Source organism: Flavobacterium sp. B183 (assembly GCF_023539155.1).
GTDB classification, from domain to species: domain Bacteria; phylum Bacteroidota; class Bacteroidia; order Flavobacteriales; family Flavobacteriaceae; genus Flavobacterium; species Flavobacterium tructae.
On record NZ_CP097434.1, the window covers coordinates 1,535,509 to 1,559,941 of the forward strand.

22 protein-coding genes are annotated in these 24,433 nt (G+C 33.9%); 8 read left to right on the plus strand and 14 right to left on the minus strand.

The window, feature by feature from the left end:
• Positions 1-45 precede the first annotated feature (45 nt).
• Together M4I44_RS07005 and M4I44_RS07010 are read left to right on the plus strand one after the other, a co-directional pair.
• Entirely contained in the window at positions 46-2,229 is a 2,184-nt protein-coding gene (locus tag M4I44_RS07005; RefSeq protein WP_017494804.1) for a carboxy terminal-processing peptidase, read from the plus strand.
• Between the two features lie 122 nt (positions 2,230-2,351).
• Positions 2,352-3,137 (plus strand): DNA/RNA non-specific endonuclease, encoded by a 786-nt coding sequence (locus tag M4I44_RS07010; RefSeq protein ID WP_249966900.1) that lies wholly within the window; start codon positions 2,352-2,354, stop codon positions 3,135-3,137.
• Here M4I44_RS07010 and rpe read toward each other — a convergent pair.
• From rpe to M4I44_RS07080, 14 genes are all read right to left on the minus strand, one after another.
• Entirely contained in the window at positions 3,114-3,776 is a 663-nt protein-coding gene (gene rpe / locus M4I44_RS07015; RefSeq protein ID WP_017494806.1) for a ribulose-phosphate 3-epimerase, read from the minus strand. The genes M4I44_RS07010 and rpe overlap by 24 nt on opposite strands.
• A gap of 335 nt (positions 3,777-4,111) precedes the next feature.
• A complete protein-coding gene (locus M4I44_RS07020; RefSeq protein ID WP_007804760.1) occupies positions 4,112-4,975 on the minus strand; it encodes an RNA polymerase sigma factor RpoD/SigA in 864 nt (287 codons plus the stop codon).
• A gap of 124 nt (positions 4,976-5,099) precedes the next feature.
• Positions 5,100-6,836, minus strand: a complete 1,737-nt coding sequence (locus M4I44_RS07025; protein ID WP_249966901.1) for a hypothetical protein — start codon at positions 6,834-6,836, stop codon at positions 5,100-5,102.
• Positions 6,824-8,056, minus strand: a complete 1,233-nt coding sequence (locus tag M4I44_RS07030; RefSeq protein WP_249966902.1) for a DUF4249 domain-containing protein — start codon at positions 8,054-8,056, stop codon at positions 6,824-6,826. Before M4I44_RS07030 ends, M4I44_RS07025 begins: the two co-directional genes overlap by 13 nt.
• Positions 8,057-8,061: 5 nt before the next feature.
• Positions 8,062-10,797, minus strand: a complete 2,736-nt coding sequence (locus M4I44_RS07035; protein ID WP_249966903.1) for a carboxypeptidase-like regulatory domain-containing protein — start codon at positions 10,795-10,797, stop codon at positions 8,062-8,064.
• Positions 10,798-10,817: 20 nt separating this feature from the next.
• Positions 10,818-11,537, minus strand: coding sequence for a hypothetical protein (locus M4I44_RS07040; RefSeq protein WP_249966904.1), 720 nt, complete (start codon positions 11,535-11,537; stop codon positions 10,818-10,820).
• A gap of 237 nt (positions 11,538-11,774) precedes the next feature.
• Positions 11,775-12,026 carry a hypothetical protein gene (locus tag M4I44_RS07045; RefSeq protein WP_017494812.1) on the minus strand — a complete coding sequence of 84 codons (252 nt, stop codon included), beginning with the start codon at positions 12,024-12,026 and terminating at the stop codon, positions 11,775-11,777.
• A gap of 198 nt (positions 12,027-12,224) precedes the next feature.
• A complete protein-coding gene (locus tag M4I44_RS07050; RefSeq protein WP_017494813.1) occupies positions 12,225-12,971 on the minus strand; it encodes a LytTR family DNA-binding domain-containing protein in 747 nt (248 codons plus the stop codon).
• Complete coding sequence (locus M4I44_RS07055; RefSeq protein WP_249966905.1) at positions 12,964-14,505, minus strand: tetratricopeptide repeat-containing sensor histidine kinase; 1,542 nt, start codon at positions 14,503-14,505, stop codon at positions 12,964-12,966. Before M4I44_RS07055 ends, M4I44_RS07050 begins: the two co-directional genes overlap by 8 nt.
• A gap of 287 nt (positions 14,506-14,792) precedes the next feature.
• On the minus strand, positions 14,793-15,185 hold the full coding sequence (locus M4I44_RS07060; protein ID WP_017494816.1) for a hypothetical protein: 393 nt from the start codon (positions 15,183-15,185) through the stop codon (positions 14,793-14,795).
• Between the two features lie 212 nt (positions 15,186-15,397).
• Positions 15,398-17,533 (minus strand): polyribonucleotide nucleotidyltransferase, encoded by a 2,136-nt coding sequence (locus M4I44_RS07065; RefSeq protein WP_249966906.1) that lies wholly within the window; start codon positions 17,531-17,533, stop codon positions 15,398-15,400.
• A gap of 163 nt (positions 17,534-17,696) precedes the next feature.
• Positions 17,697-17,963, minus strand: a complete 267-nt coding sequence (rpsO, locus tag M4I44_RS07070) for a 30S ribosomal protein S15 (RefSeq protein ID WP_007804772.1) — start codon at positions 17,961-17,963, stop codon at positions 17,697-17,699.
• 88 nt (positions 17,964-18,051) lie between these two features.
• The gene (locus M4I44_RS07075; RefSeq protein WP_249966907.1) at positions 18,052-19,005 is read right to left on the minus strand and encodes an energy transducer TonB; all 954 of its coding nucleotides are present in this window, start codon (positions 19,003-19,005) and stop codon (positions 18,052-18,054) included.
• Between the two features lie 39 nt (positions 19,006-19,044).
• Entirely contained in the window at positions 19,045-19,500 is a 456-nt protein-coding gene (locus M4I44_RS07080) for a GAF domain-containing protein (RefSeq protein ID WP_070905922.1), read from the minus strand.
• 71 nt (positions 19,501-19,571) lie between these two features.
• Here M4I44_RS07080 and xrtF point away from each other — a divergent pair, with 71 nt between their 5' ends.
• The 6 genes from xrtF to M4I44_RS07110 all read left to right on the plus strand — a co-directional run bounded on the left by xrtF (position 19,572) and on the right by M4I44_RS07110 (position 24,415).
• On the plus strand, positions 19,572-20,108 hold the full coding sequence (xrtF, locus tag M4I44_RS07085) for an exosortase family protein XrtF (protein WP_017494820.1): 537 nt from the start codon (positions 19,572-19,574) through the stop codon (positions 20,106-20,108).
• Positions 20,098-20,544 carry an exosortase F system-associated protein gene (locus M4I44_RS07090; protein ID WP_017494821.1) on the plus strand — a complete coding sequence of 149 codons (447 nt, stop codon included), beginning with the start codon at positions 20,098-20,100 and terminating at the stop codon, positions 20,542-20,544. The genes xrtF and M4I44_RS07090 overlap by 11 nt, the downstream gene beginning before the upstream one ends.
• A 45-nt stretch (positions 20,545-20,589) precedes the next feature.
• Positions 20,590-20,985, plus strand: coding sequence for a hypothetical protein (locus tag M4I44_RS07095; RefSeq protein ID WP_229999629.1), 396 nt, complete (start codon positions 20,590-20,592; stop codon positions 20,983-20,985).
• Between the two features lie 112 nt (positions 20,986-21,097).
• The gene (locus M4I44_RS07100) at positions 21,098-23,104 is read left to right on the plus strand and encodes a TonB-dependent siderophore receptor (protein WP_249966908.1); all 2,007 of its coding nucleotides are present in this window, start codon (positions 21,098-21,100) and stop codon (positions 23,102-23,104) included.
• A gap of 159 nt (positions 23,105-23,263) precedes the next feature.
• Positions 23,264-23,605 (plus strand): heavy-metal-associated domain-containing protein, encoded by a 342-nt coding sequence (locus M4I44_RS07105; protein WP_017494824.1) that lies wholly within the window; start codon positions 23,264-23,266, stop codon positions 23,603-23,605.
• Positions 23,606-23,734: 129 nt separating this feature from the next.
• Positions 23,735-24,415, plus strand: coding sequence for a DedA family protein (locus M4I44_RS07110; protein ID WP_017494825.1), 681 nt, complete (start codon positions 23,735-23,737; stop codon positions 24,413-24,415).
• The last annotated feature ends 18 nt before the right edge of the window (positions 24,416-24,433 follow it).

The following is a 24,433-nucleotide window of genomic DNA, read 5'->3' on the forward strand; positions in this document are numbered from 1 at the left end:
GCTTTGTTGGCACAGTTTTTACCGTAACTTAGATTAAAAAATTTGATGAATGCTATTATTAAGTTTATGAAAAGAAATTATAAAATACTTATAGCCGTATTATGCTTGTCATTGACGTTGTTTGCCTTTAAAATAAATGCAGACAAATCAGTAGATCCGGACCCGAATAGAGATAAAACACTTTTAGAATTATTAGCATTTGTCATTGAAAAAGGACACTATAGTCCTGCAGAAATAAATGATGAATTCTCTAAGGGAATTTTTAAAGATTATATCGAAGCATTAGATCCTTCGAAGAGATTCTTCCTGCAATCGGATATTGACGAATTCAAACAATATGAATTGCAATTGGACGATCAGTTTTTAAATAAAGACTTAACGTTCTTCAACCTTACTTATACAAGATTGATGAAACGAATGGAGGAAAGCAAAAAACGTTATAAGACAATTTTAGCACAGCCTTTCAACTACGATATTGATGAGACTTTTAATGCGGATTATGACAAATTGCCGTATGCCAAAAATACAGCTGAGATCAACGAAAGATGGAGAAAACAAATTAAGTTATCTACACTTTCTTCGCTTGTGACTAAACAAAAATTAGAAGAGGATAAAAAGAAAACAGATCCGAATTATAAGGAGAAAACTTTTGAAACTCTGGAAAAAGAAACACGTGAAAGCTCACTGAAATCTTTAGATGACAATTTTAGCCTGATTAAAGATTTGAATAAAGAAGATTGGTTTTCAGTATATGTAAATTCAATCATGACTCGTTTTGATCCTCATACCAGCTATTTTGCGCCTGAAGATAAAGATCGTTTCGATGTTAATATCAGTGGAAAACTGGAAGGTATTGGTGCAAGATTGACTAAGAAAAATGATTTCACTCAAATTGATGAGTTAATTTCAGGAGGTCCGGCATGGAAAGGAAAACAACTTGAAGCAGGAGATTTAATTCTGAAAGTGGCACAAGGAAACGAAGAGCCTGTAGATGTTGTGGGAATGCGTTTGGATGATGTTGTGAAAAAAATCAAAGGACACAAAGGAACAGAAGTTAAACTTACCGTTAAAAAAGTAGACGGTACAATTAAGATCATTTCAATTATCAGAGATGTAGTTGAAATTGAAGAAACATACGCAAAATCCAGTATTGTAGAAAGAAACGGATTAAAATACGGAGTAATTTATCTGCCTAAATTCTATATCGATTTTGAGAATAAAGACGGTCGTGATGCCGGAAAAGATATTGCTCTTGAAGTAGAAAGACTTAAAAAAGAAGATATAAACGGTATCGTACTTGATGTGCGTGACGATGGAGGAGGATCTTTATCGACTGTTGTTGATATTGCCGGTTTATTTATCGAAGAAGGACCAATTGTTCAGGTGAAATCTGCAGGGAAAAAGAAAGAAGTACTGTACGATAAAGATAAAAAAGTGGAGTGGGACGGACCATTAGTAATTATGGTAAACAGTTTCTCAGCTTCGGCTTCAGAGATTTTGGCGGCAGCAATTCAGGATTACAAACGTGGGGTTATCATTGGTAGTAAACAAACCTACGGAAAAGGAACAGTTCAGAATGTTCTGGATCTGAATCAATTTGTTCGTAATGCAAATTATGGAGATTTAGGAGCCTTGAAGATTACAGGACAAAAGTTCTATAGAATTAACGGAGGTTCTACTCAGTTAGAAGGAGTTCATAGTGATGTGGTAATGCCGGATCGTTATGCCTACTTAAAAATGGGAGAACGCGATATCGACAATGCTATGCCTTGGGACAAAATAGATCCGGCTGATTATAGCACATGGCATTCGAATACAAATTTTACTAAAGCAATTGAAAGCAGTAAAAACAGAATTGCTCAAAATGCACAGTTTAAATTGATCGAAGACAACGCAAAATGGATTGATGTTAAGAATAAGGAGAATACGTATAGTTTAAACATCAAAAACTTCAAAGCAACTCAGGAGCAAGTAGAAACTGAAGGTAAAAAATACAAACCAATTTCAGATTACAAAAACAATTTGGTTTTTAAATCATTGCCTTACGAAGAGCTTGAAATGAAAAGTGATGCTACATTAAAAGAAAAAAGAGAGGCTTGGCATCAGGCATTATCTAAAGATGTTTATGTAGAAGAAGCATTGAATGTTTTAGATGATTTACAAGTAAAAGGTGTGGTAAGAAACAGTGCTACAACTAAAATAAAAAGAGATAAATTAGTAAAGTCTTAATACTGTAAAAGGATTAATTTGTTAGGAAAACGCTCCAAAATGTATTTTTTGGAGCGTTTTTTTGTAGATTTAACGGTATTCTACAGATGTTGGAAATCAGATAAAAAATATCCGAAAGAAAGATGAAAAATTATATCCTTTTGAGTTTGTTGGGGTTTGTGCTGTTATCCTGTAAAAAAGAAATTAATGAAAGTGTAAAACTGTCCGAACAGGAGAAGCAGACTCCATTTGTTTCGAATCAAAGCAGTTCAGATTCCGTATTTACAGCAGCGTATTTGCCTACTTCTACGACGCGACAAATTGTAAAACATGACTATTATACGCTGTCCTATAATGAGAAATTTGAACAGGCAGAATGGGTTGCTTATGAATTAAAGAAAGAATATCTAAAAAACACTGATTATAAGCGCCCTTATTTTATTGAAGATCCAAAAGTAACAACCGGTTCCGCAGATTGGAGGAATTATAAAAAGTCGGGTTATGATAAGGGGCATCTTTGTCCTGCGGGAGATATGGAGTTTAATGAAAGTGCTTATAACGATACCTTTTACACTTCAAATATTTCACCACAAGATCACGATTTCAACAGTGGAATTTGGAACAGGCTGGAACAGAAAACACGTTATTGGGCTGAAAAGTATCATGACATTTATGTAGTGACAGGAGGAATTCTGAAAGATTCGGATAAAAAAATAGGAACAGAAAAAGTATCTGTTCCTAGCTATTTTTATAAAATTATCCTGGTCAAAACCGGAAAGGAACATAAGGCTATTGCTTTTTTAGTTCCGAACAAGGATAGTGACAAATCACTTTATGATTTTGTAGTTCCAATTGAGACTCTTGAGAAAATGACCGGAATTGATTTCTTTCCCAATTTAAAGAATCTAAAAAGTAGTCAAAGTTTTTAATTCAGCAATGGTCTGAGTTGGGTTTTCAGCTTTAAATACAAAGCTTCCGGCAACCAGAACATCAGCACCGGCTTCTACTAATTGTTTGGCATTTTTACTGGTCACACCACCATCAATTTCAATAATGGTCGAAGCATTTTTACGGGTAATTAAGGCTTTTAGCTTCTCTACTTTAGCATAGGTATTTTCGATGAACGACTGACCTCCAAAACCTGGATTTACGCTCATGATACAGACTAAATCAATATCGTTGATTACATCTTCTAATAAATCAATATTAGTGTGAGGGTTAATTGCAACTCCTGCTTTCATTCCTTCAGCTTTGATGGCTTGTAGCGTTCTGTGTAAGTGTGTGCAGGCTTCGTAATGTACGCTTAAGATATTGGCGCCTAAATCGGCAAAGGTTTTAATGTAACGATCCGGATCAACAATCATCAGGTGTACGTCTATCGTTTTTTTAGCATGTCTCGAAATAGCTTCTAAAACCGGCATTCCGAAAGAAATATTCGGAACAAAAACTCCGTCCATAATATCAATATGAAACCAGTCGGCCTGACTGTTGTTGATCATTTCGATATCACGTTGCAAATTAGCAAAATCAGCTGCCAGAACAGAAGGAGCAATAAGTGTATTCTTCATTGTGTAGTTGTGTGTTGTGTTGTTTTTTTTGCAAAGTTAATTTTTTTAATTGCAAAGCTCGCAAAGATTTATGCAAAGTTTTTATGTTTTGATTGGAGTAATAAATTCAAGAAGCATTGTATTTTTTTAAAAGTCTGATCTGAAAAGGTGTTGCAGTAAAAAAAATAAAATAAAAAACTCCGGTAATCAGCCGGAGTTTCAATCATCAATCAAAAAACGAACAGTCAATCAAACTGTTGTTTGCTTTGTCGTCCAATATAGGTAGTTTTGAAATAAATTCCAAATTCCAACAAAATAATTGGAATTTGGAATTGCTATAATTGGAACTTTGGAATTTATCCAAGATAAGTTTTAAGAATTTTACTTCTTGAAGTATGTTTTAATCTACGGATTGCTTTTTCTTTAATCTGACGAACACGCTCACGAGTTAAATCGAAAGTTTCTCCAATTTCTTCTAAAGTCATTGGGTGCTGATCGCCAAGACCAAAATACAAACGAACAACATCGGCCTCTCTTGGAGTTAATGTCTCTAGTGAACGCTCAATTTCAGTACGTAATGATTCGTGAATTAATTCTCTGTCCGGGTTTGGAGATTCTCCTGAACGTAAAACGTCATAAAGGTTAGAATCTTCCCCTTCAACAAGAGGTGCATCCATTGATAGGTGACGACCAGAGTTTTTCATAGACTCTTTTACGTCATTTACAGTCATGTCAAGTTCTTTTGCAATTTCTTCAGCAGAAGGCGGACGCTCGTTAGATTGCTCTAATAAAGCATACATTTTGTTGATTTTATTGATAGAACCGATTTTGTTTAATGGTAAACGAACAATACGAGATTGTTCTGCCAAAGCCTGCAGGATCGATTGACGAATCCACCATACAGCATAAGAGATGAATTTGAAACCACGAGTCTCATCAAAACGCTGAGCGGCTTTAATTAAACCTAAGTTTCCTTCATTAATTAAGTCAGGAAGAGTTAATCCTTGATTTTGATATTGTTTAGCAACCGATACAACGAAACGTAGGTTAGCTTTTGTTAATTTTTCTAATGCTCTTTGATCACCGGCTTTTATTCTTTGTGCTAATTCTACCTCTTCATCGGCGGTAATTAGGTCAACTTTTCCAATTTCTTGTAGGTATTTGTCTAATGATGCAGTTTCACGATTGGTTACCTGCTTGGTGATTTTAAGTTGTCTCATGTTTTTTGTCTCCTCAATTTTTAAGTGTGCAAATGGTTATACGTAATGAGTTCAAAAAAAGTTACAATTAATTTAAATTATTTTTACAAATTAATTGTTTGGCTGCTTTTTTATCTCTTCCCATCTAATTTGAAAGCGCCTCTTTAACTTCGATAGTCTCCTTTATAAAAACGGGTTTTCCCGAAGCAGAAAATCCTTCAAGTGTGATTTCAAATTTGCCGGATACGTCCGAGGTGTAAAATTGTATTTTTGAATTTACATCACTTAAATCCACTTTAGGAATCCAAAGAAGCTGATGTCTGTAATCAGGAATTCTTTCATTTTTAGTGCCGGTATAATCAGGTTTAAAGTATTCTTTTTTAGACTGTGGTCTTAGAAGTTCGGGTCTGATAATAAAACTGCCTTTAAGTTTGGTTTCGTAATCGCCATTTTTAGTTGTAAACGAAACTAAGCCGTTAAAAGATTTTGCTCCATAATTGTAAATTCCTTTTACAACATTGATTTTATGGATGTTTTTTGGGTTATAATGAAATAACTCGTTTAGGTCTTCTATAATCAATCCGTCTACGATTATTAAAGTTGGTAAAGGAGATTCGTAATTAGGATCGTAGTCGTAAACATGAATAGCATAGTTGTTTTTATCTTTTGAAAAATAGACGCCTTTTACAACTTCAGTTATCGTTTCTTCCATAGTTGCGAATCGTGTAAAAGCGTCCAGTTTAAACTCTTTTGATAAATTGTTGTAAAAAGGAATGGTATCATTTGAGGCTAATATGCTGTCTTTTTTAAGATTGTAATAGGCGTTTTCTATTTGAGTGGAAATCAGTCTTTCTGAAATATTCTGTTTGAAGTCTGAATTGAACTGAAATTCCGGAAAGCTTAAATTTGAAAAATTGATATTTTTCGGTTTGTCCATTTCAATGGTATAATCCTGTTTGTTGTCTTCCAGAATTTGAACGATTACATTGGAGTTTGAGTTTGGCTTTTCCAGATTAAAAATAAAGTTTCCTTCATTATCAGTTTTGGCAAGCTTCAATGTATAATTTTTGCCCACTATAGAAAGAGCTATTTTTTTATTTTTTATGTCAGCATTGCTGGATCTTATTTTTCCTGAAATTAGTTCACCGCGTAATTCCGGCAATAGAAAATTAGGGTTTTTTATTTCTGATAGAGAATTTTTATAAGTATTGCCTGCACTAAGTTCTTCAAAATTGATTTTCTTTTGAGCGATAAAACCATCTGCTTTTCTTACTGAAAGCACATAATTCCCTTTTGTAAACTCATCAGAATTTGTGTTGATTTGCAATTCTGCCTGATCTCTGTTTTTGTAAATTTTGCTTTTTAAATTAAAAGAGATGTCTCTGTTTGTTATCGTTTCTGCTAAAGTTACTTCTTTTTGAGAAATGGTGTTTACAGGTTTATCTTTGTAAGGGTTTAAGATGTAAATGTCAATATTGCAGTATTCTGAGGCTTCTTTGTTCAGCATCCAGTTGGTATATCCTATAATTTTATAGTTTCCGGTTTCCAGAGTTGTTGGAATGAAAAAGTCGCTGCTGGCGGTTCCGTTTTCCAGAAATAATTTGTGGGTAAGGATTGTTGTTTTGTTTTTGTCGACTAGTTGCAAGTAAGCAACTTTGCTATATTTTGATATTTCGTTTGTTGATTTATTGATACAGAAAACCTTGTAGAATAAAGATTCTCCGGTTATATAGGAATTGGCATTTGTACTGATGTAAATGGACTCATTAAGGTTTTGATCTATTGTATTCAGTTCAGTTACGGCATTGTTTTTTTGAGCAAATAATATCTGCTGAAAACACATTGCTAAAGTGATGATCGTTATCTGTTTTAGTCTATCCAAAATGATGGTTTTATGTTTGATGAAAATGAAGTGCAATCTCCGCATTCAACGGGATATAGTAGGTAAGAAGTAGGTGACTCATTAGGGAAAAAAGTTTTTATTCCGCTTTTAAGTAAATCTAAAATGTCATTTCCTCGACAAATCTCGTTGTTGGGATTGAAGCAGTATTCGAAATAAAAATCATTTATTTCATTTTCAGGAACGGGAGAGGGGCAATAATATTGGTATTTAGGGATTGGTTCTTTAGGGAAAAGATCGGTAAAATTAAAAAAGATCCTTTTTTCGGAATAGGAGGACACATTAAAAAAACCAATCACTTTCTCACCCGGATTGTCAACAGGGTTTATGTTTCCGTAGAAAAAACCAGGCTGGGTTTGCGATAGTATACTTCCTATGTCAGCAATTTCTTTAAGGGTCTCATAAAAAGTATGGGCAGCGAGATTCTGTACATATTGTTTGACTAAAATGCTGTATCTGCTTCTTATGATGGGGTCTTTACTGCTAATAAATTTAATTGGAAAATCAGTAACTCTGTCTTCGCTTAGTTGGTTTGTATTGGTTAGAATTAATTCATTCGATTTTTTATCTGAGTAACAAACTCTTACTTCTGTTGTTCTGTCTTCAAATACCACTTGTCCTTTTGGGTTGGAGCCCGGGGCAAAAAAAACAGCAACGGCCTTTTTAGGATAAGCTTTTGGAGCAACAATTTTATAAGTTTCGTCGTATTCGTATCGGTAATATCGGGATTTATTTGTTGGATCATTGCTATTTACGGTGATTTCAACTCCCAGTTCTCCTTTTTTTGTCAAAGTTTTTGCTTCTACTTTTTCGATTTGAGTCTGTTGTGGCAGTTTTTCCTCATTAGAGACATATGTTCTTCCATTCTTCGTAAGGATATGCAATTGATAGGCTCTGCCGGGACTGGCCTGAAACTGGTTTACGGAAATATAGGATTCATTTTTTTCCTGAAAATCATATTTATTACCCAGATCATCGGTAACATATACCACCGCTTTACTTTCAAAGGTTGGTTTCTTTCCGTCAAGTTTATACGTTCTGGACAATTTAATTTGATGGTTTTTAAATTGATCGGTCATGGTGGCTTCTATTACCAGAGCATCTTCGAAACCATTAGTTTGGTACGAATAGGGTGTTGTGCATCCCAATACAATTGAAAGAAGTATCGTTATAAGAAATCCGTAGTGTAAGATCTTTTTCATAACTTTTAAAATTTAAAATTATAGGTAATTGTTGGTATCGGAACAGAAAAAATAGAGGTTTGATAGGCTTTTACCTGGCCTTCTTTTGTTACGAAAAAGATAGAATAAGGGTTATTACGCCCCAGCACATTGTAAATGGAGATGTTCCAGAAACTGTGTGCTAATTTTTTTATCTTATGATTGCCTTCAATATTTAATCCTATGTCTAGTCTGTAATAATCCGGTATTCTGTATTTGTTACGATCGCTATACAGGGTGTATTCGGCACCGTTGTAATTGTATTTTCCGATAGGATAGGTTATTGGTCTTCCGGTTTGATATACAAAATTGGAAGAAAAACTATAGCGGTGTGTAAATTTGTAATTCATTACGATGCTTACATCATGCGGTTTATCGAAATTAGTTGGAAAGTAGGCACCATTGTTTACCTTTTCATCGTTAAACTTGCTGTCCAGTTTTATAAAGGTTCTTGAGTAAGTGTACCCAAGCCAGCCATTAAGTCTTCCGGTTGATTTTTTTAGCAAAAACTCTACACCGTAAGCCTTTCCATTACCTTGCAGTAATTCCGTTTCAAGATCCTTGTTTAAAAGTAAGTTGGCTCCAACTTTGTAATCGAGTATATTTTTAGAAGTTTTGTAGTATCCTTCCAGGCTTAACTCAATATCTTTATAATCCAGTTTTTTGAAAATCCCAAGAGAATACTGTAGTCCGCTTTGCGGTTTTACATTCAAATCAGATAACTTCCAGGTATCTGTAGGCGATTGGGTTGTGTTATTGGTTAACAAATGGATGTATTGGTAGTTTTTATCGAAACCGGCTTTTACAAATAGACTTTCATCAAATATATAGCGCAAAGCAAGCCTTGGTTCAAAACCTCCGTAAGTCGTAATTACTTTATTATTACCATACGTTTTTTCTTCTATAACTGTTGAAGGAGTCTTAGGTACATCTTCTTTGTAAATTTTCTGTGTAGATGCTCCTAAAGCCGCATATAAGGAGTATCGCGCTCCAACATCTAACAATAGTTTTTCGGTAATTTTAAACTTATCAGAGAAAAACAGCGCTGATTCCAATCCCTTTTCGTCATCCACCTTTATAGGAGTCACTATCGAAGTTTCTCCATCAGGACTGAGCTCGCCGGGACTAACGTTGTATAATTTGCTTGATATTCCATAAGTAAATTTATGCTTACTGTTCAGTTCACTATTGAATTTAAGACTTGCTTGAGTTTCGTTTATTTTGTACTTGAAAATAAAAGATTCAGGATTCACAGATTCGTAATCGATACTGAATTTGTATTCGCTATTGGAGACATTAAGTTCACTGTTGTTTTTTTCATTAAAAGCATGTTTCCATTTCAAAGAAATCAAGCGGTTGCTGTATTGATACAACGAGTCGGGAGTAATAGTGTATTTATCTTTACTGTAATAGGCGGTGCCTTCAACAGTATTGTTTTTGTTTATTTTGTGACTGTATTTTGCAAACAAATCATAAAAAGAAGCCTGGCTGTTTTTGAGATTTTCATCGTCTAAGGTTTTTAGAATCCAGTCCGAGTAAGTGGCTCTGCCTCCCAATAATAAACTTGCTTTTCCTTTTACAACAGGGATCGAAGCGGTAAGGTTACTGGTAACCGGACCAATTCCTCCTTCACCCGAAAATTTCTCTGTGTTTCCGTTTTTAGAAGTAATGTCAAAAACCGATGACAATCTGCCGCCGAATTCAGATGGTATACCTCCTTTGTAAATGTCAACTTTATTGATGGTGTAAGGGTTTAGGGAAGAGAAAAAACCAAAAAGATGAGCAGGGTTGTATATTGTTCCGTTGTCCAACAACATTAGGTTTTGATCTTCTTTTCCTCCTCTTACATTAAATCCAGAAGAGCCTTCTCCTGCAGTTTTTATTCCGGGAATGGTGAGGGCAATTTTTAGAACATCTCTTTCTCCCAGAACGAGAGGAACAGTTTTTACGCCTTCGGCTTCAATTGTTGTAACTCCTGTTATTGCAGTTCTTATATTTTGACTGTTTTTTCCTTTAACCAAAACTTCTTTTAATTGATTTATTTTTTCAATTATCGGAAAATCCAAAGTACCATCACTGTAAATCATTATTTTACGGGCGGTGTTATTGTACAGTAATGATTCGATTTCGATTGTTGCCAATCCAACAGGTAGTTTTAGACTGTAAAATCCCTGAGCATTTGTAACGGTTGTTGCGGTGGTGTTTTTTGCTTTTACCGTTATGTCAGCAAGAGGTTTACCGTCTTTTAGGTCCGTTATATAGCCTGAAATGGTATAAAAATCAGTCTCAGAATCGATGGATTCCTTTCCAATTAATGCAATAGGGGCAGCCTGATCTGTTTTGTTCTTCTTTACAGAATCATACTGTTGAAAAAAGATTGGAATATTGCCAGCCTTAACTTTATCATTTTGAAATTTGTCATAGATGATACTGTTCTTGGTCAGAATGACTTTGTTTTTGGTAATAAAGAAATTCAGATCAGTGTCTTCAAAGATTTTGCTTAGTACATCCTGTATGGCTTTATTAGAGTAATCTCCGGATATTAATACGTTGTTGTCTATCCATTCCTTTTGAAAGTAGAATTTATAATTTGTAGAAGCCTCTATTTTTTTTAGAACTTCAATCCGATTGATGTTGTTGTAATTTATACTAATCTTTTGATCTTGTGAATAAATACATTGATTAAAACCGAAAAATAATAAAAGAAGGGTAAATATTCTCATTTGGATAATTGCTACAGATTTTAGTTATTTATGTACTTGAGGAGGTTTTTCATAAATAATGCAGCATCTTCTTTTCTTAGATTTCTATACAGTAGATAAAAATCATTTATTTTTCTTTTATTCTCCTGAAATAAAGTTATGATCTCTTTTTTATCATTTATAGGATAAAAATTGTTTTGCTTTAAAAGGATGAATTCTTTTCTGTCTGTATATCCTATTAAATCAACTTCGGCTTTATTGCTTTTTTTCTTCTCTTTAGAGTGTTTTATGTAAAGAATAACATTGTTTCCCACCGGAACTTCTTCATAGTATCCTTTCCTGAAAGTGGTTGAACTCGGAACGTCTAAATGAACAAATTTATCATTGCCTATTTTAAAGTAACTGATGTTTTGGGTAAAGAGATTAATTTTAGTGGTGTTAAGTTCACCATACGGTTTTATAATCAGTTCGTCGGTATAAGTATCGTAGTTGAGTAACAGATCAGAATAATTTTGATTATTATACTGCATACTTCCTTTTCTGAAATCTTCGGAAATGTAATACCGGTTTTCGTTGTTGACTGTTTTGTCGAAGTTTAAATGGGCGGGTCCATTTTCAAATTCTAAGGATTCTACGCCCAGATTTTTGTCAAACCAGTTGTATACTAAGATTTCGTTGTTTGTTTGCCCGTAAATTATGTACGCATTTAAGAATAAGACCAATAAAATTATATATTGACCTTTTATTTGGTTTTTCTTCAAAGGATTGGTGGTTTTGATTTTTTGGTTTATAGCTCTTCAAAAATATCAAAAAAATATTAACAACAATGGTCTTTTTGTTAAATTTTAATAAGGTTGTTATTTTTTGACTTAAAAAGCGAATGATTTATGCGGTATTATTGAGTTTGGAAAGCTGTCCTGTCTTAAAATAAAAAAAACACTCAGGCTTAAAAAGATTAAGCCAAAGTGTCTCGATAAAATTGGGGCAAAATTTATTTTTTAATCTGAAAAATCATCTGAGGTATCTAAAATGTCATCAAATATTTTTTTAAGCGATTTGATGTAGATCGGAAATGCAATGGCTAACAAAAGATATTCGATTCTGAAAACGGTGATGTCGTCCAGAATTTTATATAAACAAGGAATGATAAAGAGAAGAGAGACAGTTACGCCAACCCAGGGGTTGTTTTTTATTTTTTTTAATATAGATAAAAGCTTCATGTCCGATGGTCTGTTTAATTCAATTCTCATTTAGATTTTATAATTTGGATTTCTTGGTGTAAAAGTAATTTCGATTTGCGGGAAGGAAATTAAAAATGTCATGAAAGCAGAATTTTTTGTCATGAAATTTTTTACTAACCCTGTGGGAGGGTATTCTTCTTTTAAAACAAAAAAATCCTCCCGGATAGAGAGGATTTGCTGAGTTTTTATTTTTTCGTCTTACTGTTGTTATGACAAAATATTCATCTTTTTTATAAAATCTTTGTAGGTATCACTTAGATTTATTTTGTGGTCGCCTTTTAAAATAATGAGATTATCAGCCAGAATAATTTCTTCAATTTTATTTGTGTTTACAATTGTATTTCGATGTGTTTTTATGAATCTGTTTTTATCCAGTAGATTGCTGATTTTTGTTAAAGAGATAAGAATTACGAATTTTTCTTTCTCGGTTATGATATTGCAATAACGTTCTTCAACGTCAATATAAAGGATATCATTTAATGCTACTTTTTTTAAGGAGTTCTTCTTTTTTATAAATAAGTAGTCGTTGCTAATCACAGTATCTTGTTCTTCAGTCTGAAAAACTTCGGTTTGAGCATAAAACTTTTCTACAGCCATTTCTATGGCATAAAGAATTTCCAATTCATTAAAAGGTTTTAGTAAAAAGCTGAACGGTTTTGTAAGCTTGGCTTTTTCAAAAATTTGACGGTCTTGCGAGCTGGTTAAAAACACAAACGGTTTTGCTGCATTTGGAATAATGTTAATCGATTCCGCAAATGTGATTCCTTCCGGTTTCCCGTCTAAGAAAATATCAATAATAATAATGTCGATGGTATTTTCGTAAAAGAGTTTTAACGCATCAGCAAAATTAGTTGCTATGCCTACAACCTTATAATTGTTTTGAAGCAGTACTTTACGCAGAGCATCGCTTTGTTCAGGAGTGTCTTCTATAATTAATACATGAATATTATCCATTGTTTTTTGTTTTTGGGAAAGTCAAAATCATTTTAGTTCCTGCATGGAGTTCACTTTCTATGGCTATTGTTCCGCCATTTTTTTTGATCATTTGTTTGCACAGCTGCAAACCTAAACCGGTACCTATAATTTCAGTGTTGTTTTTTTTGGCAAGTAAAGCATTGTCAGCGAGTAATTCCTGAATGGTGCTTTCGCTCATTCCTATACCATTGTCCTGAATAACAAGTTCACAAAAATCAGGGTGGGTTTCCTGGGTGTAAAAGCTGATTTTGCTATTTTCATTCGAAAATTTAATAGCATTGTCTAATAAATTTCGAAGTACAATTTTTAACGAATCGAGGTCTACAAAGATAAAACTATTTTTTGAGACCGAATTTTCAAAAGTAATGGCTTTGTCAAGAAGCAAAGGTTTGTAGTTGTGTTCAATTTGTTGAACGATAGAGTACAAATGAATGGATTCTTTTTGAAAGTACAACTGTTTGGTTTGTAACATCGCCCAATGCAGCAAATTATCCAACAAAGTGTAAGCGCCATTTGCGATAGTACTGTTTTGGATTATTAGATGATTTAATTCGTCATAGTTTTTGGTTTCCAGTGTAGAAGATAATTTAGTGTTACTGGTTTTTAAAGCATTAACAGACGAGCGCAAATCGTGGCTGACAATCGAGAATAGCTGATCTTTGGTAGCGTTTAGTTCATCAAGTTTGTTTTTTTGGCGCAAAATAGTCTTACCGTTTTTTACTTTTTGAGCGTAGAGGTAAACTCCTGCTGTTAAAATCAATAACAGCCCAACGGCAGCAAAAAATAAACCGTTACGCTGTGCATTTTTAAGTTTGTTTTCGACTTCAAGAACTTTAATTTGCTTTTGCTTCTGTGCAACTGCAAATTTCTTCTCAAAATCGGCAACTGCCCAGATTTTGTTTTGATTGTTTAGGGAGTCTTTCCATTGTCCTAATTCTTTTCTGTAGATTAAGGCTTTTTTAAAATCGCCTCTGTTTTCTTCCACTACAGCCATATTTAAAGCGGCCTCTTTCTTTTTATTAAAATCCTTTACTTTTTTGGATAAAAAATAGGCTTTTTCAAAATATGGAATGGCTTGTTGATCTTTATATTGTAAGTAATAAAGATTTGCAAGATTTAGGTATGAACTTATAATAGATAATGTGTCGTTTTCTTTTATTTTAAGAGAAGTGCTTTTAAAAAGATATTTTTCGGCAATATTATATTTTTCAAGATGCAGATAACTTGTTCCTAGATTTTCATAGATATTACTTAATTTATAATCGCCATTTTTTACAATTGGAAGTTTTTCTATTTTGTTAAAGTAACTTATGGCTTTCTCAAATTCTTTTAATTCTAATGAAATGGCGCCAAATTTATAGTTTACTAAATTGTAGAATATAAATTTTTTAGAAATTAAATTTAATTCTGATTTTGCTTCTTTTAATAGTTTTAATTCTCTAAAACTGTATCCTCTAAAGTAATGACAATAATCTTTAAGCTCATTGTTGTTACTTGAGCTTAATTGTTTCATAGAATATACCAATGTAGAGTCCCAATTCTTTTTTAAATAAAAAAATTGGGCTTTATTGAAGTTTACTTCTTTCGGAAATTCATTAGCTTTTTTCTTTATACAATCACTAAAAGTAATGAGACTGGAATTTACTTGACTAAAGATATATAAAGGAAAAATAAATAAAATTGAAAAGAAAAGTAAGTTAAGTTTTCTCATTATTCCCTGATTCAATTATGATTTGTGAAACATCGTTTAATTTTTTAAAGATAAAATTAAACGATGTGATTGCTTATGGGATCTGAAGACTACCCGTCTACAGATGTTGTAGTTCCTCTAGAAGTTTCAGGGTCCAGATTTCTTAAATAAGATGTAACAGATGTAATTTGGCTAATTCTGTCAGAAATATAATCGATTTCAACATACCAAACATCATAGGTATCTGGTGTGCTTTCATCCCATGTATAGTCAAAATAAACTTCGATATTAGTATCGTTTTCTATTAGTGTACGAACTGCTGGGGCAGCTGAATCTTTAGAGTTGATGTAAACAGTAGCACATATTTTTAAGGTAAGGACTCCCTGATTTCTGTAAAGTTGTGAAGAGGCTAAAGGAGGGATTGGGAAAGTAAGATTGCTTTTGTCTGAAAATACAAAATCTTGCTGATTAATTCTTGTGATTTGGGTAACGTTGAAGTTCATAGTGGTGTTTTAAGGATTATTAATTTGTTTTTTTGGTGTGTTAAAGATATTTTATTTTCACATATAAATGTAAGGTTTGTCGTGTTTTTTTGTGATTTTTCTAGTAATCAAGGGAAATTTTAGTTAGAAAATGTCATAAAAACGAAAAACCCCAATTCAAATGCATGAATTGGGGTTTTCTATGAATAAACCTTTAGTAAACTAAGATCTGATTACTCTTTTTTCTCCTCACGTGGAGGTCTTTGTAAAAGCGCTTTTCTTGACACTTTTTCTTTTTTAGTTTTTGGATCAACACCTAAGTATTTCACTTGGAATACGTCACCCATGTTTACAACATCAGTTACGTTTTCAGTGCGTTCCCATGCTAATTCAGAAACGTGTAATAAAACTTCATTTCCTGGTGCAGCAGTATATTCTACCACAGCTCCAAAATCTAACATTTTAATTACTTTTACTTCGTAAGCTTCTCCCATTTGTGGTTTGAAAGTAATTGACTTAATTTTTGCCAATACCGCTTCAATTCCGGCAGGATCTGTACCTAGGATTTCGATTACACCTTGTTCGTCAACTTCGTTGATTACAATAGTAGTTCCGGTAGCTTTTTGTAATTCCTGAATTACTTTTCCACCAGGTCCGATTAATGCTCCAATAAAGTTTCCAGGAATAGTTCTGGTAATGATTTTTGGTGCATGTGCTTTAACGTCAGCTCTTGGTGCAGCAATAGTTTCAGTTAATTTACCTAAGATATGTAAACGCCCATCACGAGCCTGACTTAAAGCCTGCTCCATAATGTCGTAACGTAAACCGTCAATTTTGATATCCATTTGACAAGCAGTAATACCATCAGCAGTTCCGGTTACTTTAAAGTCCATGTCTCCTAAGTGATCTTCATCTCCTAAAATATCAGACAATACAGCAAATTTCTCACCGTCAGTAATCAATCCCATAGCAATTCCAGAAACTGGTTTTACCATTTGAACTCCAGCATCCATCAAGGCCATTGTTCCAGCACAAACTGTTGCCATAGAAGAAGAACCGTTAGATTCTAAAACCTCAGAAACAATACGAATTGTGTAAGGACAATCAGCAGGAATCATATTTTTTAATGCTCTTTGAGCTAAGTTACCGTGACCAACTTCTCTTCTTGAAGTTCCTCTTAATGGTTTTGCTTCACCAGTTGAGAAAGGAGGGAAGTTATAGTGTAAGTAGAATTTCTCTTCACCTTGTTCAGATGGAGAATCGATTTGGTTAGCTTCTCTTGAAGTTCCTAGAGTTACTGTAGCCAACGCCTGAGTTTCTCCACGTGTAAACAATGAAGATCCGTGAACTCTTGGTAAGTAATCAGTTTCACACCAGATTGGTCTGATATCTGTTGTTTTTCTTCCGTCTAAACGAACGCCTAATTCTAAAACTACATTACGAACAGCTTCTTTGTTTGTTTTGTAAAAGTATTTAGAAACTAAATCACCATCAGCAGCCAATTCTTCTTCAGTAAATAAAGCTTTTACTTCTTCTTTTACTTCAGCAAATGCAGCTCCTCTTTCGTGTTTAGCGGAACCAACTTTTGCAATAGCATAAATTTTATCGTATGCAGCAGCTTTTACTTTTTTGTAAATTTCTTCGTTTTCTTTCTCACCTTCGTAAGTACGAATTTCTTTTTTACCAAAAGCTTCCTGTAAACGGTATTGTGCCTGAATTTGAACTTTAATAGCTTCGTGAGCAAATTTAATGGCTTCGATCATTTCGGCTTCTGAAATTTCTTTCATCTCACCTTCAACCATTGCCACAGAATCCATAGAAGCTCCAATCATCATATCGATGTCTGATTTTTCTAATTCTTCTCTGCTTGGATTGATCACTAATTTTCCGTCGATACGTGCAACACGTACTTCAGAAATTAAGTTATAAAAAGGGATATCTGAAACAGCTAATGCTGCAGATGCCGCTAAACCAGCTAAAGCGTCCGGCATAACCTCTTCGTCATGAGACATTAATTGAATCATAACCTGAGTTTCAGCATGGTAATCGTCTGGGAAAAGCGGACGTAGAACACGGTCAACTAATCTCATTGTCAATACTTCGCTATCACTTGGACGAGCTTCTCTTTTAAAGAAACCACCTGGAAAACGACCTGCTGCTGCAAATTTTTCGCGATAATCTACCGTTAAAGGTAAAAAATCAACGCCCGGGTTTGAAGTGCGAGCTGAAACTGCTGTTGCAAGAATCATCGTATCGCCCATTCTTACTACTACAGAACCGTCTGCTTGTTTGGCTAAACGTCCTGTCTCGATTGTGATGCTTCTGCCATCACCTAAATCGATTTTTTCTACAAATAATTGTGGAATCATAATTTTTCCTTTTTGATTATACAATGGGTTTTAGTTGTGTTGTAGTTGTTGTTGTGTGTAGTTATTGTTCTAAAACCCAATGAAAAACCAAACTTTTTTTCTTATAAAATGCTTGTAATGTAAAAACAAAAAGAGGCACTCTCGCACCTCTTTTCTATATTGATTATTTTCTGATATTCAATACTTTGATAATCTCACGATATCTGTTGATCTCTTTCTTTTTCAAGTAGTCCAACAAAGCTCTTCTCTTACCTACTAATAGTACAAGTGAACGCTCAGTGTTGTAATCGTGACGATTTTTTTTCAAGTGTTCAGTTAAGTGTGAAATTCTGTAAGTGAACAATGCAATCTGACCTTCTGCGCTTCCAGTGTTTGTTGCACCACCGTGTTGTGCGAAAATCTCTTCTTTCTTTTCTTTAGTTAAATACATTCCAATATTGTTTAATGATTTTTATGTATGTCATACAACTTTTGTAAGACGGGTGCAAAATTAGAACTTTTTTTTGGAAAAACGAATTTTATCGTCCGTTTTTTACAATTGTAATGGGGAGTTTGTATAGAATCCTTGCAGGTATCCCTCTAATTAAGCCCGGATTCCATTTTTTAGCTTCTTTAATTATCTGAATTGCATTTTCATCCAATCCATAACCAACACCTTTTATTACTTTTGGATCTACCAGATTTCCCGTTTCATCTACTATAAAAGTCATGTATATTTTTCCGGACACTTTGTTTCTTATATCCACGGGGATAACCATTTTGCTGCTAAAATATCTGTAAAATGAATCAATACCGTTTTTCGGAAGAGGTTTTTCACTTATGATTTTGTAACGGTGTTCAATGTTTAAAGAATCAATGCTCTTTCCGGAGATTAATTTGCCATTTTCATACTGCTCTGTAAAAATGTATTTGGATTTTAGGTTCTTACCTTTCCATATACCATCAGGAAAACCGTCTTTTATGGTGCCGCTTTGCTCAATATCGTAACTAGTGTCTTCAACTTTGCCATTTCCTGCAGTTACAGTTTGTTCCTTATTAGGAGTCCAGTAGTTGTTAACTTTAAAATCAACCTCTCCTTTTTTATAGTCAGAATACTCAAGTTCCGATTTCAGGTTTCCGTTTTCATACCAATTGAATTCTTTCCCTGTTTTTTTTGAGTTAACGTAAGACACGGAAGATTTTTTGTTGCCATTTTCATAATAAGAGACAGCTTGCCCTTCATTTATAATGACGTCTTTGTTTGTAGTATTTGCAATATACTTTATTGCCCCGGATTTATAATGGTCTTTGTAGACATAGGATTTCTTTTCAGAATAATAGTCTTCAATAAGACGTGTATACTTATAATTTTCAGGAGTACCAGGTGTCCACAAAGAGTCGAGATAAATTAACTTATTAGCCGACGCAGGGGCTTGGGCAAATAATTTTGCTGAAATTATAAAGAAAAAGAAAACGCGTAAAATTAGTTTCATGGAATTTAATAAAAAGAAAATTACGCGAATGTATTATTTTTAGTACAGTTTGGCAACTTCCTGATTTACGAATTCTAAAAATCGTTCGTCAGCTTCTGTAAACGGATCTATAACATGACTGTCGATATCAATCTGACCAATATTTACTCCATCAACAAATAACGGAACAACAATTTCAGATTTTACCGTAAAGCTGCAGGCAATATAATTGTCCTGCGCCGCAACATCCGGCACTACAAAATTGGCATTACTTTCGGCTACCTGACCGCAGATTCCTTTCCCGAAAGGAATAACCGTGTGATCAGTTTCAGCTCCAACATACGGGCCTAAGTGTAAGGTTTTGTTCTCGTGATTAGCAAAATAAAAACCAACCCAATTATAGTATTCGATATTCTCGTTTAATAACTGGCAGATTGCTAATAATTTTTCGTCTCTAACTAGTACGGTGTCAGAAACAATAGTGCTTATTTTTGGTTGTAATTCTTGAAATGTCATGATGTTAAGATTTTATACAAAAGTATTTAAAGCTAAACTCAAAAAATACATAAATTTGAAAAAAAATTTCGTTGAAAAAATATCTCGTACAGTTTAAACCCTTCCTTATTTTTATAGGCACTTTTTTTGCAGCCTATATTGGACTTACCTTGCTATATAAGTTTTATCTAAACGGTTTTGGGCCAAATGAAATCGATGGAATAACCAACACTGTAGGGCGAAATGTCGAACAATTGATGCAGGGTTTTAATTGTGATATCAAGATTCATAAAAGCCTTACTGATTCCTGGATGGAGGTTTGGTACAATAAGCACTATTCCGTTCGGATTGTTGAAGGCTGTAATGCGGTAAGCGTTATGATTTTGTTTGTTGCTTTTGTACTTGCTTTTTCCGGAAAGTTCAGAGCCACTTTGTTGTTTATAGTATTTGGAATCTTCTCTATTTATGTTTTAAATGTAGCGAGAATTGCAATATTGGTTGTTTTATTGTTTCGTTTTCCGGAACAGGATCATTTCTTGCATGGAACTTTGTTTCCTTTGATTATTTATGGTTTCGTTTTTCTTTTGTGGATTATTTGGGTAAACAAATTTTCGAAGTATGCTAAGTAGAATCCTCGAACATAAGTCCAAATTAATAATCGCGGTTGCGATTGTATTGTGTTTTGCAGTTATCAGAGCTTTTGAAAATCAGCTGTTCTATGATCCGTTTTTGGATTATTTTGACGGTGATTTTAAAAATTTGCCTTTTCCCGAGGTGAAAACTTTTACTCTTTTTCTGAATTTGTTACTCCGTTATGTACTGAACACTATTTTATCTTTGGCATTAATCTATGTTTTGTTTCAGGATCGGGATATGCTTCAGTTTAGCTTGTTTCTGTATGTGTTTTTTGCGGTGATACTTTTGGGGATGTTTTTTGTCGTTCTTGAATGTTTTGCAGAAGGAAACTGGCTTCTTTTTTATGTGCGAAGGTTCATCATTCAGCCCATATTTGTGTTGTTATTTATTCCTGCATTCTATTATCAGCAGCAAAATTTAAAAAAATAATACTTTATTCAGTCTTTTCTGGAGTCTTTTAAATAATTTTGCAGTATGAAACTAAAAAAGTGTACCGGATTATTTTTGGCCTTCCTGTTATTGGTCTCCAATATTGGGTTTGCTTTTGATGTGCACTATTGTGGCGGAGAGATTGCTTCGGTTTCATTGAATACAACAGCAGCAGCTCCGGAAAAGAATTGTTGCGGAACCTCTGAAAAAAAATCATCTTGCTGTAAAGACAAAGTAGTTCATTTTGAAAAGAAATCAGATGATGCTACTTTAAAGTTTTTCTTCTTTCAGTTTGCCTTTCCTATGGCAGTTCAGGAATATCAACCGATTGCTTTCCTTGGAATTGCAAATTTCAAAAGCAATCAGGTTATTTCGTATTATTCTGATGCCAATGCGCCTCCTTTATTTAAGTTGTATCACCAGTATATTTTTTATTCCTGATTTTAATGTTTAGATCCAGGCCATTTTGGCTTGCGCTATGCTGTTTGTTTATTTCTCCTTTTGAAGAGATTTTATAGAAACAGCCTTCTATTTAACATTAAATCATTTTTTTATGCAAAAAAGTATACTGCTTTTTGTGGTATTTTTGCTATCCGTGTCCGCGTTTTCGCAAGAAGATCTGCAGGAAGTAAAAATCACAAAAAAGCAAAAAGGAATAAAAAAATCCTATACGCTTACCTCCAATACTACTGTTATCACCAGCAAGGAGTTATTAAAAGCAGCCTGCTGTAACCTGGCCGAGAGTTTCGAAACAAATCCTTCGATTGATGTGAATTTTTCGGATGCTTTAACCGGAACCAAACAAATTAAGATGCTTGGCTTAACAAGCCCTTATTTATTAATCACCGAAGAGAATCTTCCTTCTGTACGCGGAGCTTCACAAGCTTACGGATTATCGTTTACCCCGGGAACATGGATCGAAAGTGTTCAGATTACAAAAGGAGCGGGGAGTGTTATCAATGGTTATGAGAGCATTTCCGGACAGATTAATACGGAACTTTTAAAACCATTAAACGACATTCCGTTTTTCTTAAATGCTTATGGCTCTACAGATGCCCGTTTTGAGCTGAATACCCATTTTAATAGAAAACTGTCGGATAAATGGGCGACAAGTTTGTTTGTTCATGGGAATGCGCGTGTAGCAAAGAACGATATGAACGACGACGGTTTTTTGGATAATCCGTTGGGAAAACAGATTAATGTTTTGAACCGTTACCAATATTACAATCCTGATAGCGGTTTAGTAAGTTTTATCAATTTCAGGTATATGAATGATAAAAAACAGACCGGAGAACTTGATTTTGATAAGGATGCAGATCGCGGAACAAAAAATCACTGGGGTTCAGAAATCAACACAGAACGTTTTGATGTTTCTACAAAAATTGGATATGTCTTTAAAGATATGCCGTATCAAAGTATCGGTTTTCAGAATGCTTTTAATACCCATAATCAAAACTCTTACTTTGGTCTGAATCTTTATGATATCAGACAAAATAGTTATTATTCAAATTTAATTTTCAATTCGATTATTAACAATACAAAGCATAAGTTCTCTACGGGTTTAAATTTTGCTTATGATCAGTATCAGGAGTTTGTAAACGCAAACGATTACAGTCGAATCGATAATTCTGTGGGAGCATTTTTCGAATACACTTATGATAATACCGATAATTTTAGTTTGATTTTAGGAGGTAGGGTAGACAATCACAATCGATTGGGTGTTTTTGTTACGCCGCGTCTGCACATGAGATACAATCCATGGAAAAATGGAGTGCTTCGTGTTTCGGCAGGAAGAGGGAAACGTTCCGCTAATATTTTTGCCGAAAATCAACAGCTTTTTGCGAGTTCCAGAACGTTTTCAATTTTAGATCAAGGTGGGAAAATTTATGGATTGAATCCGGAAATCGCATGGAATTATGGAGTGAGTTTTTCTCAGAAATTCCGTCTTTTTAATAAAAACGCAGAAGTAGGATTTGATTTCTATCGTACCGATTTTCAAAATCAGGCCGTTGTTGATTTGATGCAGAGTCCGCAGGATGTTTTGTTTTATAATTTAAAAGGAAGTTCGTTTGCCAATAGCTTTCAGGCAGAGTTTAATTTCGAATTGATTCATAATCTGAATTTAAGAACAGCTTACAAGTATTACGACATTCAAACGGATTATCTGCGAGGAACTTTTCAGCGACCTTTACAGGCGAAGCATCGTTTTCTGGGGAATTTGGAATACGAAACCCAAGTCAATGATGGTAAGCAATGGAAATTTGATTATACTTTTAACTGGTCAGGAAAACAACAATTGCCTTATACAGCGTCAAATCCTGTTGCGGATCAATTCCCTGATTTTTCGCCTTCGTACGCGGTGATGAATGTTCAGGTAACGCGAATTTTTTCTTCTGTTTTTGAAGTATATGTAGGAGGGGAGAATATCGGAAATTACAAACAGCAAAAAGCCATTTTAGGAGCTTCAGATCCATTTGGTCCTAATTTTGATGCTTCTGTTGCGTATGCTCCTATTTTTGGACAGATGTATTACGCGGGATTGCGTTTTAAGATAAAATAGAGGTAAAATGTGAAGTGTAAAATGTGAAGCGAGGGAGTGGGAACGGGAAGGTTTTATTCAATCATCTTACATCTCACATAGAAACATCTCACATAAAAACATCTCACATTTTACATTTCACATATAACATAAAAAAAATAACATTAAATAATAAACAAGATGAACAGAATAATTTTAATTGCACTAATAACTTTTTTAGGATTTTCAGCTCAGGCTCAAACTAAAAAGAATAAAAATTTAAAGTATACAACTGAGGTAAACGGTACTTGTGAGCAATGCAAAAAGCGTATTGAAAAAGCAGCTTTTAGTGTTCCGGGTGTAAAATCGGCGGTTTGGGATATTAACACGCATCAGCTTGCGGTGATTTTGAACGAAGAAAAATCATCTACGGCAGATTTAAATGCCGTTATCGCTAAGGTAGGACATGATACTAAAGAGGTTAAAGCTACGGATGCTGATTATGATAATCTACATTCCTGCTGTAAATATGTAAGAGAATAAAAAACAAAAGAGCCCGGGTTTGTATCCGGGCTTTTAATAGTTAATTTATCTTTAAAATATGGCTTTTAATTGTGGTTGAAGCAAATTATTGTTAATTTCACCACCTTATAAATATAACCAAGCGCATTTATGAATAATTTTGATTGGACTCAATTAATCAACCCTGAATTTTATATAACATTAAGCATTGGAGGGGTTCAAATTGGTTTATTTATTGTTCTCTTTATAGTTTTTGCTGAAACAGGACTTTTTGCAGGATTTTTTCTCCCGGGAGACAGTTTACTTTTCTTAGCAGGTATTTACAGTCGTGACTTAATGCAGAATGTTGTTGATATACCAACAGATTTTCTTAATGTATTTATACTTTCGACTCTGGTTGCTATAATGGGAGTTTTAGGAAATATGACCGGATATTGGTTTGGTGCCAAAAGCGGTTATTATTTGTTTAAAAAAGAAGACTCTTTTTGGTTCAAGAAAAAATATTTATTGCAATCAAAAGACTTCTTTGAGAAATACGGTGGAAAAGCAATTATCTACGCACGTTTTCTTCCAATTTTCAGAACATTCGCGCCTATTGTGGCAGGAATAGTTTCTATGGATAAAAAGAAATTTATGTTCTTTAATGTTCTAAGTTCTTTCTTATGGTCGTTTATACTGATCTTCGCTGGACACTACCTGTATGGAGTGTTTTTGAAAGAAGGAATAGATTTAAAACATCACATCGAATACATCATTATTATAATTGTAATCATATCTACATTCCCTGTATTGATAAAACTCTTTAAAAAGAGACCAAGCGAAAAGATATAATTCAAATAAAATCTATAA

Coding starts and splice junctions, on each gene's coding strand:
- M4I44_RS07005 (WP_017494804.1), top strand. CDS start 46: ATGAATGCTATTATTAAGTTTATGAAAAGAAATTATAAAATACTTATA.
- M4I44_RS07010 (WP_249966900.1), top strand. CDS start 2,352: ATGAAAAATTATATCCTTTTGAGTTTGTTGGGGTTTGTGCTGTTATCC.
- rpe (WP_017494806.1), bottom strand. CDS start 3,776: ATGAAGAATACACTTATTGCTCCTTCTGTTCTGGCAGCTGATTTTGCT.
- M4I44_RS07020 (WP_007804760.1), bottom strand. CDS start 4,975: ATGAGACAACTTAAAATCACCAAGCAGGTAACCAATCGTGAAACTGCA.
- M4I44_RS07030 (WP_249966902.1), bottom strand. CDS start 8,056: ATGAAAAAGATCTTACACTACGGATTTCTTATAACGATACTTCTTTCA.
- M4I44_RS07035 (WP_249966903.1), bottom strand. CDS start 10,797: ATGAGAATATTTACCCTTCTTTTATTATTTTTCGGTTTTAATCAATGT.
- M4I44_RS07045 (WP_017494812.1), bottom strand. CDS start 12,026: ATGAGAATTGAATTAAACAGACCATCGGACATGAAGCTTTTATCTATA.
- M4I44_RS07050 (WP_017494813.1), bottom strand. CDS start 12,971: ATGGATAATATTCATGTATTAATTATAGAAGACACTCCTGAACAAAGC.
- M4I44_RS07055 (WP_249966905.1), bottom strand. CDS start 14,505: ATGAAACAATTAAGCTCAAGTAACAACAATGAGCTTAAAGATTATTGT.
- M4I44_RS07060 (WP_017494816.1), bottom strand. CDS start 15,185: ATGAACTTCAACGTTACCCAAATCACAAGAATTAATCAGCAAGATTTT.
- M4I44_RS07065 (WP_249966906.1), bottom strand. CDS start 17,533: ATGATTCCACAATTATTTGTAGAAAAAATCGATTTAGGTGATGGCAGA.
- rpsO (WP_007804772.1), bottom strand. CDS start 17,963: ATGTATTTAACTAAAGAAAAGAAAGAAGAGATTTTCGCACAACACGGT.
- M4I44_RS07075 (WP_249966907.1), bottom strand. CDS start 19,005: ATGAAACTAATTTTACGCGTTTTCTTTTTCTTTATAATTTCAGCAAAA.
- M4I44_RS07080 (WP_070905922.1), bottom strand. CDS start 19,500: ATGACATTTCAAGAATTACAACCAAAAATAAGCACTATTGTTTCTGAC.
- M4I44_RS07090 (WP_017494821.1), top strand. CDS start 20,098: ATGCTAAGTAGAATCCTCGAACATAAGTCCAAATTAATAATCGCGGTT.
- M4I44_RS07095 (WP_229999629.1), top strand. CDS start 20,590: ATGAAACTAAAAAAGTGTACCGGATTATTTTTGGCCTTCCTGTTATTG.
- M4I44_RS07100 (WP_249966908.1), top strand. CDS start 21,098: ATGCAAAAAAGTATACTGCTTTTTGTGGTATTTTTGCTATCCGTGTCC.
- M4I44_RS07105 (WP_017494824.1), top strand. CDS start 23,264: ATGAACAGAATAATTTTAATTGCACTAATAACTTTTTTAGGATTTTCA.
- M4I44_RS07110 (WP_017494825.1), top strand. CDS start 23,735: ATGAATAATTTTGATTGGACTCAATTAATCAACCCTGAATTTTATATA.